Annotated in this window: 13 protein-coding genes and 4 tRNA genes; all 17 read right to left on the minus strand. The window is 54.8% G+C overall.

Annotation, left to right across the window (positions count from 1 at the left end; translation table 11 throughout):
• Positions 1-28 precede the first annotated feature (28 nt).
• Positions 29-2,158, minus strand: coding sequence for an elongation factor G (gene fusA, locus ACWKWE_RS28840; RefSeq protein ID WP_166598559.1), 2,130 nt, complete (start codon positions 2,156-2,158; stop codon positions 29-31).
• 30 nt (positions 2,159-2,188) lie between these two features.
• A complete protein-coding gene (gene rpsG, locus ACWKWE_RS28845) occupies positions 2,189-2,662 on the minus strand; it encodes a 30S ribosomal protein S7 (protein WP_007970418.1) in 474 nt (157 codons plus the stop codon).
• Between the two features lie 112 nt (positions 2,663-2,774).
• Positions 2,775-3,146, minus strand: coding sequence for a 30S ribosomal protein S12 (gene rpsL / locus ACWKWE_RS28850; protein WP_003186084.1), 372 nt, complete (start codon positions 3,144-3,146; stop codon positions 2,775-2,777).
• A 204-nt stretch (positions 3,147-3,350) separates the two neighbouring features.
• Entirely contained in the window at positions 3,351-7,550 is a 4,200-nt protein-coding gene (gene rpoC / locus ACWKWE_RS28855) for a DNA-directed RNA polymerase subunit beta' (RefSeq protein WP_166598560.1), read from the minus strand.
• Between the two features lie 63 nt (positions 7,551-7,613).
• Positions 7,614-11,687 carry a DNA-directed RNA polymerase subunit beta gene (gene rpoB / locus ACWKWE_RS28860; RefSeq protein ID WP_166598561.1) on the minus strand — a complete coding sequence of 1,358 codons (4,074 nt, stop codon included), beginning with the start codon at positions 11,685-11,687 and terminating at the stop codon, positions 7,614-7,616.
• A 220-nt stretch (positions 11,688-11,907) separates the two neighbouring features.
• Positions 11,908-12,273 carry a 50S ribosomal protein L7/L12 gene (gene rplL / locus ACWKWE_RS28865; RefSeq protein WP_166598562.1) on the minus strand — a complete coding sequence of 122 codons (366 nt, stop codon included), beginning with the start codon at positions 12,271-12,273 and terminating at the stop codon, positions 11,908-11,910.
• A 78-nt stretch (positions 12,274-12,351) separates the two neighbouring features.
• Complete coding sequence (gene rplJ, locus ACWKWE_RS28870) at positions 12,352-12,852, minus strand: 50S ribosomal protein L10 (RefSeq protein ID WP_081569202.1); 501 nt, start codon at positions 12,850-12,852, stop codon at positions 12,352-12,354.
• A gap of 199 nt (positions 12,853-13,051) precedes the next feature.
• The gene (gene rplA / locus ACWKWE_RS28875) at positions 13,052-13,747 is read right to left on the minus strand and encodes a 50S ribosomal protein L1 (RefSeq protein ID WP_341961587.1); all 696 of its coding nucleotides are present in this window, start codon (positions 13,745-13,747) and stop codon (positions 13,052-13,054) included.
• Entirely contained in the window at positions 13,747-14,178 is a 432-nt protein-coding gene (gene rplK, locus ACWKWE_RS28880) for a 50S ribosomal protein L11 (protein WP_020290713.1), read from the minus strand. The genes rplA and rplK overlap by 1 nt, the downstream gene beginning before the upstream one ends.
• A gap of 119 nt (positions 14,179-14,297) precedes the next feature.
• Positions 14,298-14,831 carry a transcription termination/antitermination protein NusG gene (nusG, locus tag ACWKWE_RS28885; RefSeq protein ID WP_166598564.1) on the minus strand — a complete coding sequence of 178 codons (534 nt, stop codon included), beginning with the start codon at positions 14,829-14,831 and terminating at the stop codon, positions 14,298-14,300.
• 9 nt (positions 14,832-14,840) lie between these two features.
• Positions 14,841-15,209, minus strand: coding sequence for a preprotein translocase subunit SecE (gene secE / locus ACWKWE_RS28890; RefSeq protein ID WP_166598565.1), 369 nt, complete (start codon positions 15,207-15,209; stop codon positions 14,841-14,843).
• Positions 15,210-15,255: 46 nt separating this feature from the next.
• Positions 15,256-15,331, minus strand: a tRNA-Trp gene (locus ACWKWE_RS28895).
• Positions 15,332-15,510: 179 nt separating this feature from the next.
• A tRNA-Thr gene (locus ACWKWE_RS28900) sits at positions 15,511-15,586 on the minus strand.
• Positions 15,587-15,613: 27 nt separating this feature from the next.
• A tRNA-Gly gene (locus tag ACWKWE_RS28905) sits at positions 15,614-15,687 on the minus strand.
• 25 nt (positions 15,688-15,712) lie between these two features.
• Positions 15,713-15,797 (minus strand) — tRNA-Tyr (locus ACWKWE_RS28910).
• A 141-nt stretch (positions 15,798-15,938) separates the two neighbouring features.
• On the minus strand, positions 15,939-16,376 hold the full coding sequence (locus tag ACWKWE_RS28915; protein WP_256665500.1) for a hypothetical protein: 438 nt from the start codon (positions 16,374-16,376) through the stop codon (positions 15,939-15,941).
• A 57-nt stretch (positions 16,377-16,433) separates the two neighbouring features.
• Positions 16,434-17,393, minus strand: coding sequence for a bifunctional biotin--[acetyl-CoA-carboxylase] ligase/biotin operon repressor BirA (gene birA / locus ACWKWE_RS28920; RefSeq protein ID WP_166598566.1), 960 nt, complete (start codon positions 17,391-17,393; stop codon positions 16,434-16,436).
• Positions 17,394-17,558 lie beyond the last annotated feature (165 nt).

Consider the following 17,558-nt stretch of genomic DNA (forward strand, 5'->3'; position numbering starts at 1 on the left):
AGTGAACTCCTAGCCTAAAGGGGCTGAATCAGCCTTGTTTTTTAACGAGAGCTTCGACGATATTCGACGGAGCTTCGGAGTATTTGGAGAATTCCATGGAGTAGCTTGCGCGACCCTGAGACATGGAACGAACGTCGGTCGCGTAACCGAACATTTCACCCAACGGAACCTCGGCGCGGATAACCTTGCCGGAAACCGTATCTTCCATACCTTGGATCATGCCGCGACGACGGTTCAGGTCACCCATCACGTCACCCATGTAGTCCTCAGGTGTTACAACTTCTACCTTCATGATCGGCTCAAGCACCACACCGCCACCTTTGGAGGCAAGTTGCTTGGTCGCCATGGAGGCAGCCACCTTGAACGCCATCTCGTTGGAGTCGACGTCGTGGTAAGAACCGTCAAAGACGGTAGCCTTCAGGCCGATGAGCGGATAGCCGGCAACAACACCGTTCTTCATCTGCTCTTCAATGCCTTTCTGGATGGCAGGAATGTATTCCTTAGGAACAACACCACCAACCACTTCGTTTACGAATTGCAGACCTTCCTGACCTTCGTCAGCAGGTGCAAAACGGATCCAGCAGTGACCAAACTGGCCACGACCGCCGGACTGACGAACGAACTTGCCTTCGATCTCGCAGTTCTTAGTGATCTTCTCACGGTAAGAAACCTGCGGTTTACCGATGTTGGCTTCGACGTTGAACTCACGGCGCATCCGGTCTACCAGGATGTCCAGGTGCAACTCACCCATGCCCGAGATGATCGTTTGACCAGTCTCTTCGTCGGTTTTGACACGGAAAGAAGGGTCTTCCTGAGCCAGCTTGCTCAGAGCGATACCCATTTTTTCCTGGTCGTCTTTGGTCTTCGGCTCAACAGCAACCGAGATCACTGGCTCAGGGAAGTCCATACGCTCAAGGATAATCGGCTTATCCAGTGCGCAAAGGGTTTCACCAGTGGTTACATCTTTCATGCCGATCAAGGCAGCGATGTCACCAGCCAGTACTTCCTTGATTTCTTCACGGGTGTTGGCATGCATCTGAACCATACGGCCCACACGCTCTTTCTTGCCTTTCACCGAGTTCAGAACCGAGTCACCGGAGTTCAGAGCACCCGAGTAGACGCGCACGAAGGTGATCGAACCCACGAACGGGTCGGTCGCGATCTTGAACGCCAGAGCCGAGAACGGCTCGTTGTCGTCTGCATGACGCTCGTCGTGACGAATAGCCGGATCGTCCTTGTCCAGTTCCTTATCGTCCGGGTTGATACCCTTGATCGCAGGAATCTCGACAGGTGCTGGCAGGTAGTCGACGACGGCGTCCAGAACCAGCGGAACACCTTTGTTCTTGAACGAAGAACCGCAAACTGCCAGAACGATTTCACCGGCAATAGTACGCTGACGCAGAGCGGCCTTGATCTCTTCGAGAGTCAGCTCTTCGCCTTCCAGGTACTTGTTCATCAAGTCTTCATTGGCCTCGGCAGCCGCCTCAACCATGTTGCTGCGCCACTCTTCGGCCAACTCTTGCAGCTCGGCAGGGATAGCTTCGCGACGAGGAGTCATACCCTTGTCGGCGTCATCCCAGTAAACCGCTTCCATGGTCATCAGATCGATCTGGCCCTGGAAGTTGTCTTCCGAACCGATTGCCAGCTGAATCGGCACCGGGGTGTGGCCCAGGCGCTTCTTGATCTGGTCGACGACGCGCAGGAAGTTTGCACCGGCGCGGTCCATCTTGTTGACATAAACAAGACGCGGGACGCCGTACTTGTTGGCTTGACGCCATACAGTTTCCGACTGTGGCTCAACACCCGAAGTACCACAGAACACAACGACCGCGCCGTCGAGTACGCGCAGCGAGCGCTCTACTTCGATGGTGAAGTCAACGTGGCCCGGGGTATCGATGATGTTGAAGCGATAGCGGTCTTTATGCTGCTTGACAGAACCCTGCCAGAAAGCAGTGGTGGCAGCAGAAGTAATGGTAATACCACGCTCCTGCTCCTGCACCATCCAGTCCATGGTCGCGGCGCCATCATGCACCTCGCCCATTTTGTGGTTCACGCCGGTGTAAAAAAGGACGCGCTCGGTGGTGGTGGTTTTACCAGCATCCACGTGAGCCACGATACCAATGTTACGGTAGCGGTTAATCGGAGTAGTACGAGCCATAAAGCCCTCGCAAAAATAGTGACGCTGAGATTAGAAGCGGTAGTGCGAGAAAGCCTTGTTGGCTTCAGCCATACGGTGCACGTCTTCACGCTTCTTGACCGCAGCACCTTTGCCCTCGGCGGCGTCCAACAGTTCGCCAGCCAAACGCAGAGCCATAGACTTCTCACCGCGCTTGCGCGCGAAGTCTACCAGCCAACGCATTGCCAGAGCATTACGACGGGATGGACGAACTTCGACCGGAACCTGGTAAGTAGCACCACCAACGCGGCGCGACTTCACTTCGACCAGCGGAGCGATGGCGTCGAGTGCTTTTTCGAAGAGTTCCAGGGGATCGGTACCAGCCTTACGAGCCTTGACTGTGTCCAGGGCACCGTAAACGATACGTTCGGCAACGGCTTTTTTACCGCTTTCCATTACGTGGTTCATGAACTTGGCGAGAATCTGCGACCCGTACTTCGGATCGTCAAGAATCTCACGTTTTGCTGCTACGCGACGTCTTGGCATGATAAGCCCTCAAACGGTCTTCAGGTTCGCTCGGGACAGCGCAGGAAATGCATCGCCCGACCTTACTCTTATCGACACAATAAAATTTATGAACAACTGCAAGACGGCCGAATTACTTCGGACGCTTGGTACCGTATTTCGAACGACCCTGGTTACGACCCTTAACACCGGAGGTATCCAACGAACCGCGAACGGTGTGGTAACGAACACCTGGCAAGTCTTTTACACGGCCGCCACGAATCAGGACGACGCTGTGCTCTTGCAGGTTGTGGCCTTCACCACCGATGTACGAGGAAACCTCGAAACCGTTGGTCAGACGCACACGGCATACTTTACGCAGTGCCGAGTTAGGTTTTTTCGGCGTAGTGGTGTACACGCGAGTGCACACGCCACGACGTTGCGGGCAGTTCTGCAGCGCAGGCACGTCGGATTTCTCGACGATACGCTTACGCGGCTGACGTACCAGCTGGTTGATAGTTGCCATCTACTAGCTCCACTGTTGTCTTGCGACGCTATTGTCTTACAAGAAAAGCAAAATGGCAGGACATTCGTCCCGCCAGATTTAGGGGTACAAGAGTCTAAAGACGATCCTTCCCCCAGTCAAGACAAAGCCCCGACCTCATGACCACCCGCCCTCACAGCAACAGCCTGTCAGTGATGGGCGGACATGAAAATCAGGGCCCTACTCTCAATTACTGCTTGAGTTCAACGCTTCGGTCAGCGCGGCTTCAACTTCGCTCGCACTCACGCGCAACGGCTTGTCAGCATCACGACGGCGCTTACGCTCGCTGTGATAGGCCAAACCGGTACCGGCCGGGATCAGACGCCCCACCACCACGTTTTCTTTCAGGCCGCGCAGGTAATCGCGCTTGCCAGTTACCGCTGCCTCGGTCAGAACGCGAGTGGTTTCCTGGAAGGAAGCCGCCGAGATGAACGATTCGGTAGACAGCGATGCCTTGGTAATACCGAGCAGCACACGAGTGAATTTCGAAATGAATTTCTCGTCCTGCGCCAGTCGCTCGTTCTCGACCAATACGTGCGTCAACTCCATCTGGTCACCCTTGATGAAGCTTGAATCGCCCGACTCGCTGATCTCGACTTTACGCAGCATCTGACGAAGAATCGTTTCGATGTGCTTGTCGTTGATCTTCACGCCCTGCAGACGGTAAACATCCTGAATCTCGTTGACGATGTACTTCGCCAGCGCACTGACACCCAGCAAGCGCAGGATATCGTGTGGATCGCTAGGACCGTCGGAGATAACCTCACCGCGGTTAACTTGCTCACCTTCAAAGACGTTCAGGTGACGCCACTTCGGAATCAACTCTTCGTACGGATCACTACCGTCATTCGGAGTGATGACCAGGCGACGCTTACCTTTAGTCTCTTTACCGAACGCGATCGTACCGCTGACCTCTGCCAGGATCGACGCTTCTTTCGGACGACGCGCTTCGAACAAGTCCGCAACGCGTGGCAGACCACCGGTGATGTCACGAGTCTTGGAAGTCTCTTGTGGGATACGGGCAATAACATCACCCACTCCCACTTGAGCGCCGTCCGCGACGCCGACCAAAGCGTTCGCAGGCAGGAAGTACTGAGCCGGAACGTCGGTACCCGGCAGCAACAGATCCTTACCGTCGACACCCACCATCTTGACCGCAGGACGAATGTCTTTGCCCGCTGCCGGACGGTCTTTGGCATCCAGTACTTCGATGTTGGTCAAACCGGTCAGTTCGTCGGTCTGGCGCTTGATCGTAATACCTTCTTCCATGCCCACGTAGGTCACGGTACCTTTCATTTCGGTAACGATCGGGTGAGTGTGCGGGTCCCACTTGGCTACGATCGAGCCAGCGTCAACCTTGTCACCTTCTTTCACCGAAATTACTGCACCGTAAGGCAGTTTGTAGCGTTCACGCTCACGACCAAACTCGTCAGCAATGGCAAGCTCGCCGGAACGCGATACCGCCACCAGGTTGCCATCCAGACGCTCAACATGCTTCAGGTTATGCAGGCGGACAATACCGCCGTTTTTGACCTGAACGCTGTCGGCTGCAGAAGTACGACTGGCCGCACCACCGATGTGGAACGTACGCATGGTCAGCTGTGTACCTGGCTCGCCGATCGACTGAGCGGCGATTACACCGACAGCTTCACCAATGTTTACCTGGTGACCACGTGCAAGATCACGGCCGTAGCACTTCGCGCAAATACCGTAACGAGTTTCGCAGCTGATTGGCGAGCGCACGATGACTTCGTCGATGCTGTTCAGCTCGATGAATTCAACCCACTTCTCGTCCACCAGCGTGCCAGCCGGAACGATAACGTCCTCAGTACCCGGCTTGAACACGTCACGCGCAATTACACGACCCAGTACGCGCTCACCCAAAGGCTCGACAACGTCGCCGCCTTCAATGTGCGGCGTCATGAGCAGACCTTGCTCCGTACCGCAATCGACTTCGGTGACAACCAAGTCTTGCGCTACGTCTACCAAACGACGTGTCAGGTAACCGGAGTTAGCGGTTTTCAACGCGGTATCCGCGAGACCTTTACGAGCACCGTGAGTCGAGATGAAGTACTGCAGTACGCTCAGACCTTCACGGAAGTTCGCTGTAATTGGCGTCTCGATGATCGAGCCATCTGGCTTGGCCATCAGACCACGCATACCGGCCAACTGGCGAATCTGGGCTGCGGAACCCCGCGCACCCGAGTCAGCCATCATGTACATCGAGTTGAAGGACTCTTGGTCCACAGTCTCGCCGTGACGGTCGACAACCTTCTCTTTCGAGAGGTTGGACATCATCGCCTTGGAGACTTCGTCGTTCGCCTTGGACCAAAGGTCGATCACCTTGTTGTACTTCTCGCCCTGAGTAACCAGGCCGGACGCATACTGGCTTTCGATTTCTTTAACTTCTTCGGTCGCAGCATCGATGATGCGAGCTTTCTCATCCGGGATAACGAAGTCGTTAACGCCGATCGAGACACCCGAAATCGTCGAATAGGCAAAACCGGTGTACATCAACTGGTCAGCGAAGATCACGGTCTCTTTCAGACCAACCACGCGGTAGCATTGGTTGATCAGTTTTGAGATCGCCTTTTTCTTCATCGGCTGGTTGACGACGTCGTACGACAGACCCGGCGGAACCACCTGGAACAGCAGCGCACGTCCGACAGTCGTGTCGACGATACGAGTGTTCTTGACGCTACCACCATCGCGGTCATTGACTGTCTCGTTGATACGAACCTTGATTTTCGCGTGCAGAGCGGCTTCGCCGGCGCGGAATACGCGATCGACTTCTTGCAGGTCCGCGAATACGCGGCCCTCGCCCTTAGCATTGATCGCCTCTCGGGTCATGTAATACAGACCCAATACAACGTCCTGAGACGGAACGATGATTGGCTCACCGTTCGCTGGCGACAGAATGTTGTTGGTGGACATCATCAACGCACGCGCTTCCAGCTGGGCTTCCAGCGTGAGCGGTACGTGAACAGCCATCTGGTCACCGTCGAAGTCGGCGTTGTATGCCGCACAAACCAGCGGGTGCAGCTGGATTGCCTTACCTTCGATCAACACTGGCTCAAACGCCTGGATACCCAAACGGTGAAGGGTCGGTGCACGGTTGAGCAGCACTGGGTGTTCGCGAATCACTTCTGCAAGAACGTCCCAGACCTCTGGCAGTTCACGCTCGACCATTTTCTTGGCGGCTTTGATGGTGGTCGCCAGACCACGCATTTCCAGCTTGCCGAAAATGAACGGCTTGAACAGCTCGAGAGCCATTTTCTTCGGCAGGCCGCACTGGTGCAGACGCAGGGTCGGACCTACGGTAATTACCGAACGACCCGAGTAGTCAACACGCTTACCGAGCAAGTTCTGACGGAAACGACCTTGTTTACCCTTGATCATGTCGGCCAGGGATTTCAGAGGACGCTTGTTCGAACCGGTAATGGCGCGACCGCGACGACCGTTGTCGAGCAGCGCATCCACTGCTTCCTGCAGCATACGTTTTTCGTTGCGCACGATGATGTCCGGAGCGGACAGATCCAGCAGGCGCTTCAAACGGTTGTTACGGTTGATCACTCGACGGTACAGATCGTTGAGGTCGGAAGTCGCAAAGCGACCGCCATCCAGCGGGACCAGTGGACGCAGATCTGGCGGCAGAACCGGCAGAACGGTCAACACCATCCACTCAGGCAGGTTGCCGGAACCCTGGAAGGCTTCCATCAACTTCAGGCGCTTGGACAGCTTCTTGATCTTGGTTTCGGAGTTGGTTTGCGGAATTTCTTCGCGCAGACGGCCAATCTCGTGCTCCAGATCGATAGCGTGCAGCAGTTCGCGGACAGCCTCAGCACCCATGCGGGCGTCGAAGTCGTCACCGAACTCTTCGAGAGCTTCGAAGTACTGTTCGTCGTTCAGCAGCTGACCTTTTTCAAGAGTGGTCATGCCTGGATCAATAACGACGTAGCTCTCGAAGTAGAGAACGCGTTCGATATCACGCAGGGTCATGTCCATCAGCAGGCCGATACGGGACGGCAGCGATTTCAGGAACCAGATGTGAGCAACCGGCGATGCCAGTTCGATGTGAGCCATGCGCTCACGACGAACCTTGGCCAGTGCAACTTCAACGCCACACTTCTCGCAGATCACGCCACGATGCTTCAAGCGCTTGTACTTACCGCACAGGCACTCGTAATCCTTGACCGGGCCAAAGATCTTGGCGCAGAACAGGCCGTCGCGCTCAGGCTTGAACGTACGGTAGTTGATGGTTTCCGGCTTTTTAACTTCACCGAACGACCACGAACGGATCATCTCAGGCGATGCCAACCCGATACGGATGGCGTCGAACTCTTCGACTTGACCCTGGTTTTTCAGCAAATTCAGTAGGTCTTTCAAGGCCTTTCCTCCTGGCGGAGCAGAGAGTGGTCATACCGACCCACTCTCGATTCGCGTCACGTGTTATTCGGTTTCCAGATCGATATCGATACCGAGCGAACGGATTTCTTTGATCAACACGTTGAAGGACTCGGGCATGCCCGGCTCCATACGGTGATCGCCGTCCACGATGTTTTTGTACATCTTGGTACGACCGTTCACATCGTCCGACTTCACTGTGAGCATTTCTTGCAGAGTGTATGCCGCGCCGTATGCTTCCAGCGCCCAGACCTCCATCTCCCCGAAACGCTGACCACCGAACTGTGCCTTACCACCCAGCGGCTGCTGGGTAACCAGGCTGTAAGAACCAGTGGAACGCGCGTGCATCTTGTCGTCCACCAAGTGGTTCAGCTTCAGCATGTACATGTAGCCAACAGTTACCGGACGCTCAAATTTGTTGCCGGTGCGACCGTCGAACAGTTGCATTTGGCCACTGTCCGGCATGTCCGCCAGGCGCAGCATCGCCTTGATTTCGCTTTCCTTGGCACCGTCGAATACCGGAGTTGCCATCGGAACGCCGCCACGCAGGTTCTTCGCCAGATCCAGAACTTCTTGATCAGACAGGTCGTCCAGATTTTCCTGACGGCCGCCGATCTCGTTGTAGATCTCGTTCAGGAACTTGCGCAACTCAACGACTTTACGCTGCTCCTCGAGCATACGGTTGATCTTCTCGCCCAGACCTTTGGCCGCGAGGCCCAGGTGAGTTTCGAGAATCTGACCAACGTTCATACGCGAAGGTACACCCAACGGGTTAAGGACGATATCCACCGGTGTGCCATTGGCATCGTGCGGCATGTCTTCAACCGGCATGATCACGGAGACCACACCCTTGTTACCGTGACGACCGGCCATTTTGTCGCCCGGCTGAATGCGGCGACGAATGGCAAGGTAAACCTTGACGATTTTGAGCACACCCGGAGCCAGGTCATCGCCCTGTTGCAGCTTGCGCTTCTTATCTTCGAACTTGTCGTCCAGCAGACGACGACGATCAACGATATAAGCCTGAGCTTTTTCGAGTTGCTCATTCAGCGCGTCTTCAACCATGCGTAGTTTGAACCACTGCCCATGCTCGAGACCGTCGAGGACTTCGTTGGTGATTTCCTGACCTTTCTTCAGGCCAGCACCACCTTCGACAGAACGACCAACCAGCGCCTGACGCAGACGCTCGAAGGTTGCACCTTCAACGATGCGGAACTCTTCGTTCAGATCCTTGCGGATCTCGTCCAGCTGGCTCTTCTCGATGGACAATGCACGAGCATCACGCTCAACGCCGTCACGGGTGAACACCTGAACATCGATGACAGTACCTTTGGTACCGGTCGGTACGCGAAGGGAAGTGTCTTTAACGTCGCTCGCTTTCTCACCGAAGATCGCGCGCAGCAGTTTCTCTTCCGGAGTCAGCTGGGTCTCGCCTTTCGGAGTGACCTTACCGACGAGAATGTCGCCTGCGCCAACTTCAGCACCTACGTAAACGATACCGGCTTCGTCAAGCTTGTTCAGCGCTGCTTCACCCACGTTCGGGATGTCAGCGGTGATTTCCTCTGGACCAAGCTTGGTGTCACGCGCCACACAGGTCAGTTCCTGGATGTGGATCGTGGTGAAGCGATCTTCCTGAACAACACGCTCAGACAGGCAGATGGAGTCTTCGAAGTTGAAGCCGTTCCATGCCATGAACGCGATGCGCATGTTCTGACCCAGAGCCAGTTCACCCATATCGGTGGACGGCCCGTCAGCCATGATGTCGCTACGCTGGACGCGGTCACCCTTGCTCACCAGCGGACGCTGGTTGATGCAGGTGTTCTGGTTCGAGCGTGTGTATTTGGTCAGGTTGTAGATATCGACACCGGCTTCTCCCGGCTCAACTTCGTCATCGGCAACACGAACCACGATACGGCTGGCATCAACAGAGTCGATCACGCCGCCCCGACGAGCCACGACACAAACGCCGGAGTCGCGGGCAACGTTGCGCTCCATGCCAGTACCTACCAGCGGCTTGTCGGCACGCAGTGTTGGTACAGCCTGACGCTGCATGTTCGAGCCCATCAACGCACGGTTGGCGTCGTCGTGCTCGAGGAACGGAATCAGCGAGGCTGCAACCGAAACGACCTGCTTCGGCGAAACGTCCATCAAAGTGACGTCTTCCGGCGCCTTGACGGTGAACTCGTTCAAGTGACGAACAGCTACCAGTTCGTCGATCAGGTGACCTTTGTCGTTCATGGTCGCCGAAGCCTGCGCGATCACATGATCGGCCTCTTCAATAGCGGACAGGAAGACGATCTCGTCAGTCACCAGACCTTCTTTCACCACACGGTACGGGCTTTCCAGGAAGCCGTACTGGTTGGTGCGGGCATAGGCTGCCAACGAGTTGATCAGACCGATGTTCGGGCCTTCCGGAGTTTCAATCGGGCAAACGCGACCATAGTGGGTCGGGTGTACGTCACGAACTTCAAAGCCCGCGCGCTCACGTGTCAGACCACCAGGGCCCAGTGCAGAAACCCGGCGCTTGTGGGTGATTTCGGACAGTGGGTTGTTCTGGTCCATGAACTGCGACAGCTGACTGGAACCGAAGAACTCCTTGACCGCAGCGGCGACCGGCTTGGCGTTGATCAGGTCCTGAGGCATCAGGCCTTCGCTCTCCGCCATCGACAGACGCTCTTTGACTGCACGCTCAACACGCACCAGACCTACGCGGAACTGGTTTTCGGCCATCTCACCGACGCAACGGACCCGACGGTTACCCAGGTGGTCGATGTCATCGACGATGCCTTTGCCGTTACGGATATCGACCAGGGTCTTGAGGACCGCAACGATATCTTCTTTACACAGCACGCCCGACCCTTCGATCTCGGTACGACCGATACGACGGTTGAACTTCATACGACCTACAGCAGACAGATCGTAACGCTCTGGACTGAAGAACAGGTTGTTGAACAGCGTTTCGGCTGCATCCTTGGTCGGCGGCTCGCCTGGACGCATCATGCGATAGATTTCGACCAACGCTTCCAGCTGGTTGCCAGTCGAATCAATCTTCAGCGTATCGGAGATGAACGGACCGCAGTCGATGTCATTGGTATACAACGTTTCGATACGGACAACCTGCGCCTTGGCAATTTTGGCCAAGATTTCAGGGTTCAGCTCGGTGTTGCACTCGGCAATGATTTCGCCGGTGGCCGGGTGCACGATCGCCTTGGCAGTGGTGCGGCCAATGACGTAGTCGAGCGGAACTTCCAGCGCTTTGATGCCGGCTTTTTCCAACTGGTTGATGTGCCGCGCAGTAATACGACGGCCTTGCTCGACGATGACCTTGCCCTTGTCATCCAGGATGTCCAGAACGGCAATCTCACCACGTAGACGCTGAGGCACCAACTCCAGGCTCAGGGATTCGCCCTGTACGTGGAAAACGTTGGTGGTATAGAAAGCGTCCAGCACTTCTTCAGTGGTGTAGCCAAGAGCGCGGAGCAAAACCGAAGCAGGAAGCTTACGGCGACGGTCGATACGGACGAATACACAGTCCTTGGGATCGAACTCGAAGTCCAGCCAGGAACCACGATAAGGAATGATGCGTGCGGAGTACAGCAGCTTGCCAGAACTGTGCGTCTTGCCGCGGTCGTGGTCAAAGAACACGCCTGGCGAACGGTGCAGTTGGGAAACGATAACACGCTCGGTACCATTGATAACGAAGGTACCGTTTTCAGTCATCAGGGGGATTTCACCCATATAGACTTCTTGCTCTTTGATGTCCTTGATCGCTTTGTTCGACGATTCTTTGTCGAAAATGATCAGGCGCACTTTTACCCGCAACGGTACTGCGTACGTCACACCGCGCAGAACGCATTCCTTGACATCAAAAGCCGGTTCGCCCAGACGATAACCGACGTACTCCAAAGCAGCATTGCCGGAGTAGCTGATGATCGGGAAAACGGATTTGAAGGCCGCATGCAGGCCCACGTCGCGGAACTGATCTTTAGTCGCTCCCGCTTGCAGGAATTCACGATACGAATCCAGCTGGATGGCCAGGAGGTAAGGCACATCCATGACGTCCGGCAACTTGCTAAAGTCCTTGCGGATACGTTTTTTCTCAGTATATGAGTAAGCCATCAGCGTTCCCCAGCTTGGTCACCTGCTTGTTTGGCCTCCCCCGACGGGAGCGACCAGAAAATCGTGCAAACCCCATGGTTTGCGCCACCGTTCGAGGTGGTTGAAGCACGTTAGTGGCGCCGATCTGATCGGATGCCAATAACGGAAAAAGGCCGGTGGCAGAAGCCACCAGCCATCAGCCTTTCGCTCAACGCTTGGGCTGGAGACGCAAGGTCGATGCTTACTTCAGCTCGACTTTAGCGCCTGCTTCTTCCAGAGTTGCTTTGGCTTTGTCAGCAGCGTCTTTTGCTACTGCTTCCAGAACAATGGCTGGAGCGCCGTCAACTACTGCCTTGGCTTCTTTCAGGCCCAGACCGGTCAGCTCACGGACAGCTTTAATGACGTTGACTTTCTTCTCGCCAGCTTCGGTCAGCATGACGTTGAATTCGGTTTGCTCTTCAACAACAGCGGCAGCAGCAGCTGGACCAGCCGATGCAGCAGCAGCGCTAACGCCGAATTTTTCTTCAAAAGCTTTGATCAGCTCAACAACCTGCAGAACGGACATTTCAGCTACGGCGTTGAGGATATCGTCTTGAGAGATAGACATGACTCTAATTCCTGAATTGTGTGAGGGCCTAAGCGGCCTTCGAAATAAACAAAAATACGCGAGAGAGAGTGCGAGCCCTTAGGCTGCTGCAGCTTCTTTCTGTTCGCGAACTGCCGCCAGAGTACGAGCCAATTTGCTGGTAGCGCCTTGAATCACGCTCATCAGCTGAGAAATTGCTTCGTTACGGGTCGGCAAGGTTGCCAGTACGTCGATCTGATTAGCTGCGAGGAACTTGCCCTCAAACGCAGCTGCCTTGATCTCGAACTTGTCCTGACCTTTGGCGAACTCTTTGAACAAACGGGCAGCAGCGCCTGGGTGTTCGTTGGAGAAAGCGATCAAGGTCGGGCCAGTGAACGCGTCGTTGAGGACACTGTATTCAGTGTCAGCAACAGCGCGCTTGAGCAGGGTGTTACGTACAACACGTACGTATACGCCAGCTTCACGAGCCTCTTTACGGAGTCCGGTCATCGCGCCTACTGTCACGCCACGGGCATCAGCCACGACAGCAGACAGAGCGACTTTGGCAGCCTCGTTGACTTCAGCGACGATGGCCTTCTTGTCTTCGAGTTTAATTGCCACGGGTTTAACTCCTGCTTGTTACCGTTTCATCTGGCCGGAGCCGGATGTCGTTTTGGTGTCTGATTCGGTAAGGAACCGGGAGCACCATCTGCGTAGGCTTGTGGTTTAAGACTTGCGTCGCCTACGGTCTTGGATAGCCCCCGCCAGGCAGGGACCCCAATTTTTTTGCTAAGGCGCAGTTCCCTGCACCTTGGCGGTCTTACGCGTTCAACGAACCTTGATCGATGACCAAACCTGGGCCCATAGTGGTGCTCAGGGTAACGCGCTTGACATAGATACCTTTCGAGGAAGCTGGCTTGATACGCTTCAGGTCTGCGATCAGTGCTTCAACGTTCTCACGCAGCTTGTCCGCATCAAAGCCGACTTTGCCAACGGAGGTGTGGATGATGCCGTTTTTGTCAGTGCGATAACGAACCTGACCCGCCTTGGCGTTTTTAACCGCAGTGGCGACATCTGGAGTTACAGTACCAACTTTCGGGTTAGGCATCAGACCACGTGGACCGAGGATCTGACCCAACTGACCTACAACACGCATTGCATCCGGGGAGGCAATCACGACGTCATAGTTCAGGTCGCCGCCTTTCATTTCAGCAGCCAAATCGTCCATACCAACGCGATCAGCGCCCGCTGCCAGCGCAGCTTCAGCCGCTGGACCCTGGGTGAACACTGCTACACGAACGGTCTTGCCAGTGCCGTGTGGCAGCACAGTAGCGCTACGAACAACCTGGTCAGATTTACGTGGGTCAACACCGAGGTTTACAGCAACGTCAACGGACTCGCTGAATTTTACGGTGGACAGTTCGGTCAGCAGAGCTGCCGCGTCGTTGAAGCTATAGGACTTGCCAGCTTCAACTTTCGAAGCGATTGCCTTTTGGCGTTTGGTCAGCTTAGCCATTACACACCCTCCACGTTAAGGCCCATGCTACGAGCAGAACCGGCGATAGTGCGCACGGCTGCTTCCATGTCAGCAGCAGTCAGATCCGCGTTTTTAGCTTTCGCGATATCTTCCAGCTGAGCACGGGTAACAGTGCCAACTTTGACGGTGTTCGGGCGAGCCGAACCGCTGGTCAGACCAGCTGCTTTTTTCAGCAGAACCGAAGCAGGTGTGCTTTTGGTTTCGAAAGTGAAGCTACGGTCGCTGTATACAGTGATGATCACTGGAGTCGGCAGACCTGGTTCAAGACCCTGAGTACGGGCGTTGAAGGCCTTGCAGAATTCCATGATGTTCACACCGTGCTGACCCAGAGCAGGACCAACAGGTGGGCTTGGGTTAGCCTGAGCGGCTTTCACTTGAAGCTTGATGTAAGCGGTAATCTTCTTGGCCATGAGGCACTCCAATTACGGGTTCAAACGCCTCGAAAGGCTCCCCGGTTACTTGCGCGTTTATCCCAGTGACGACAAAACCCCACAGCCCAGGGCTGCGGGGTATGGGATTTCCAGCTCAGCTATGCCTTTTCGACCTGGCTGAACTCGAGCTCCACCGGAGTGGAGCGACCGAAAATGAGCACAGCCACGTGGATCCGGCTCTTTTCGTAGTTAACTTCTTCAACCGTACCATTGAAGTCCGCGAACGGACCGTCGGTCACGCGAACAACTTCACCCGGCTCAAACAGAGTCTTCGGCTTAGGCTTGTCGCTGCCATCGGCCACACGACGCAGTATCGCTTCGGCTTCTTTATCGGTAATTGGGGCTGGCTTATCAGCCGTCCCACCAATGAAGCCCATGACACGCGGAGTATCCTTGACCAAGTGCCAAGTACCCTCATTCATGTCCATCTGAACAAGCACATAACCAGGGAAGAATTTACGTTCGCTTTTGCGCTTCTGGCCGTTACGCATCTCTACCACTTCTTCAGTAGGGACCAGAATCTCGCCAAAACCATCTTCCATGCCTGCCAGCTTTACACGCTCGACCAGAGAGCGCATAACATGCTTCTCGTAACCCGAGTAGGCATGCACTACGTACCAACGCTTAGCCACGGGACACCCTTAGCCGACGATCAAGGAAACAAGCCAGCCGAGCAGGGAGTCGAGCCCCCACAACAGCAGCGCCATAACCAAAACCACAGCCACCACGATTAGGGTAGTCTGAGTGGTTTCTTGACGAGTAGGCCATACGACTTTACGAATCTCAGCGCGAGCTTCCTTGGCCAACACGAAGAAAGCTTTGCCCTTACCCGTCTGCAGCCCTACATAAGCAGCAGCAGCAGCAATTACGAGCAGAGCGAGCACGCGATACAGGATTGGCTGCGCCGAGTAGTATTGATTTCCGACGACACCCACAACGACCAAAAGGACTACGACGAGCCACTTTACGAGATCAAAACGGGAGTCTTGGGCTTCAGCCTTTGGATTCATCTACTAAAATCCTGTGAAAAGAAAGCCAGACACGTTGAACCGAATCTGGCAGGTCAGGAGGGAATCGAACCCCCAACCTACGGTTTTGGAGACCGTCGCTCTGCCAATTGAGCTACTGACCTAAAAGCAAAATCAGGCCGACCATTATGCGGACCTGACAAGAAGATTTCAACAGCTATTCGACGAACCTTTTTGACTCATCAAACAACCGCAGGCCTTCACCTGCCACCTGAATACAACGAAACCAGGCGACTCGCGACACCTAAAACAAAGGCAGATACTTTCATATCTGCCTTAGTAATGGAGCTCTTGAGCGGATTTGAACCGCTGACCTCACCCTTACCAAGGGTGTGCTCTACCAACTGAGCTACAAGAGCAAACCACGTTGCACAACCAACAAAACCTGGAGCGGGTAGCGGGAATCGAACCCGCATCATCAGCTTGGAAGGCTGAGGTTCTACCACTAAACTATACCCGCTGAGCTTGCTGCTTACGCTCAAATTTGGTGGAGGGGGAAGGATTCGAACCTTCGAAGTCGTAGACGTCAGATTTACAGTCTGATCCCTTTGGCCGCTCGGGAACCCCTCCTAAGCGAGCCGACATTCTATATGATGCCGACCTTCTGTCAACCTTTTTCTCAATAAAATCTTGAGGTTACAAACGCTGACTCAAGCTTCGCGTGCATTCCAACTTGTCTTGCACTGCGAAGCGGGCGCCATTCTATGCAAACTATTCTGTAGTTGCAATGCCTTCGCACGACATTATTTTACTTTTTAACTGCTGAAAATCCTGCCTTAACCTTCCTACCAGCACATCATCCACAAGACGCCTACTTTCAGGAGCTACTTTCAACCAAAACACCTCTCCCGAATCGTCCTGCCACCGACCAAATTGGGTCTGTATATCAAGGCTCGTTAGTCGCTGCTCCATTGTCCTGGCATCACCTTGCGAGACCCCACCCCCCAAGTAGATACATTGGGCGCCCACCGCTTTCGTGCCCCCCTCCAGCCGACCCGCTCCAGATTCGCTGAGGAGTCGAATATCCTGCTGAGCGCCCTTATAGAGGGACAGGGGCGTGATCTCCTTGGGCCTGAGAGGAGCCTCCTGTCGATGCCACACGTAATAAAATGCGTTCAACATAACCAACAGCAAAAATACCCACCGCATGACGACCTCACAAACCCTCAGATGCCAGGACAGCTGTCATCCGCACTACGGCCTTACCTAGGACTGCTCACGCAGTCTCAGACTCAACTCCCCACCGCTAAATACGCGAACATCCTCGCCCACTCGCAACCGGAGCCCGCCAACCGCATCCACCCCAAGCACCGTACCCTCAATGGCGTTTGGACCCGAAAGCAATGTCACAGGTTTGTTTTGCCACAAATGATTGCGCTCCCACTCATCTCTAAAAGCGCCAAAGCCTTTCTCACTATGCGCCTCCAGATATTCGGCCAGGGCCACACTCAAGCGGGCTACAACTTGGTTGCGATCCATATCCACCCCCGCCTCAAGCGCCATGGAAGTCCAGGACTGGTCGACCTGATCGGAAGACTGCATATTGACGTTGATACCAATGCCAACCACGACATGACAAACATCAGCTGGATCACCAGTGAGCTCCAGCAAAACACCGGCGAGCTTTTGTCGCCCTACCAAAATATCGTTGGGCCATTTTAGCCCAGCGTCTTCAACTCCCATTTCCCGGAGCATTTTCAAGACGGCAAGGCCCACAAGGAGACTTAAGCCCTCTAATTGCCGCATCCCACCCTCAACCCGTAGCGCCAAACTGTAATAGAGATTTTGGGCGAAAGGACTGACCCACTTGCGCCCGCGCCGCCCGCGCCCTGCTGTCTGTTGCTCCGCTAGAACTAGCAAAGGCAAAGACACCCCTTGAGCCACCAGCCGCATGGCTTCCGCGTTCGTAGAATCGATGGTTTCGTAGACTCGAATATCCCAGCCAGCGACACCCTGATTGTCATTGAGCCATTTCATGTTCAATAGGGAAATGGGTCTAGCCAAGCGATATCCCCGACCGCGCACCTTATGAATCTCGATTCCTGTTTCGACTTGCAGCTGCTGGAGCTTTTTCCATACGGCGCTGCGACTAACCCCGAGCACTTGCCCCAAGTCTTCACCAGAATGGAACGCACCATCCCCCAGAAGCCTCAACAACGTCTGCATTTGTCATACGCCTTGCAATGAGGGACGCATAATATCCGCGCGCACCATCAATGCATAGAAGCCAAATCGCGACCTGGTCTGTTGAGATGTTTTTCCGCGCGCAAAAACAAAACCCCATCTGCTTTCGCAAATGGGGTTCTGGAATTTAATCTTGACGATGACCTA

Source organism: Pseudomonas salicis (assembly GCF_057128705.1).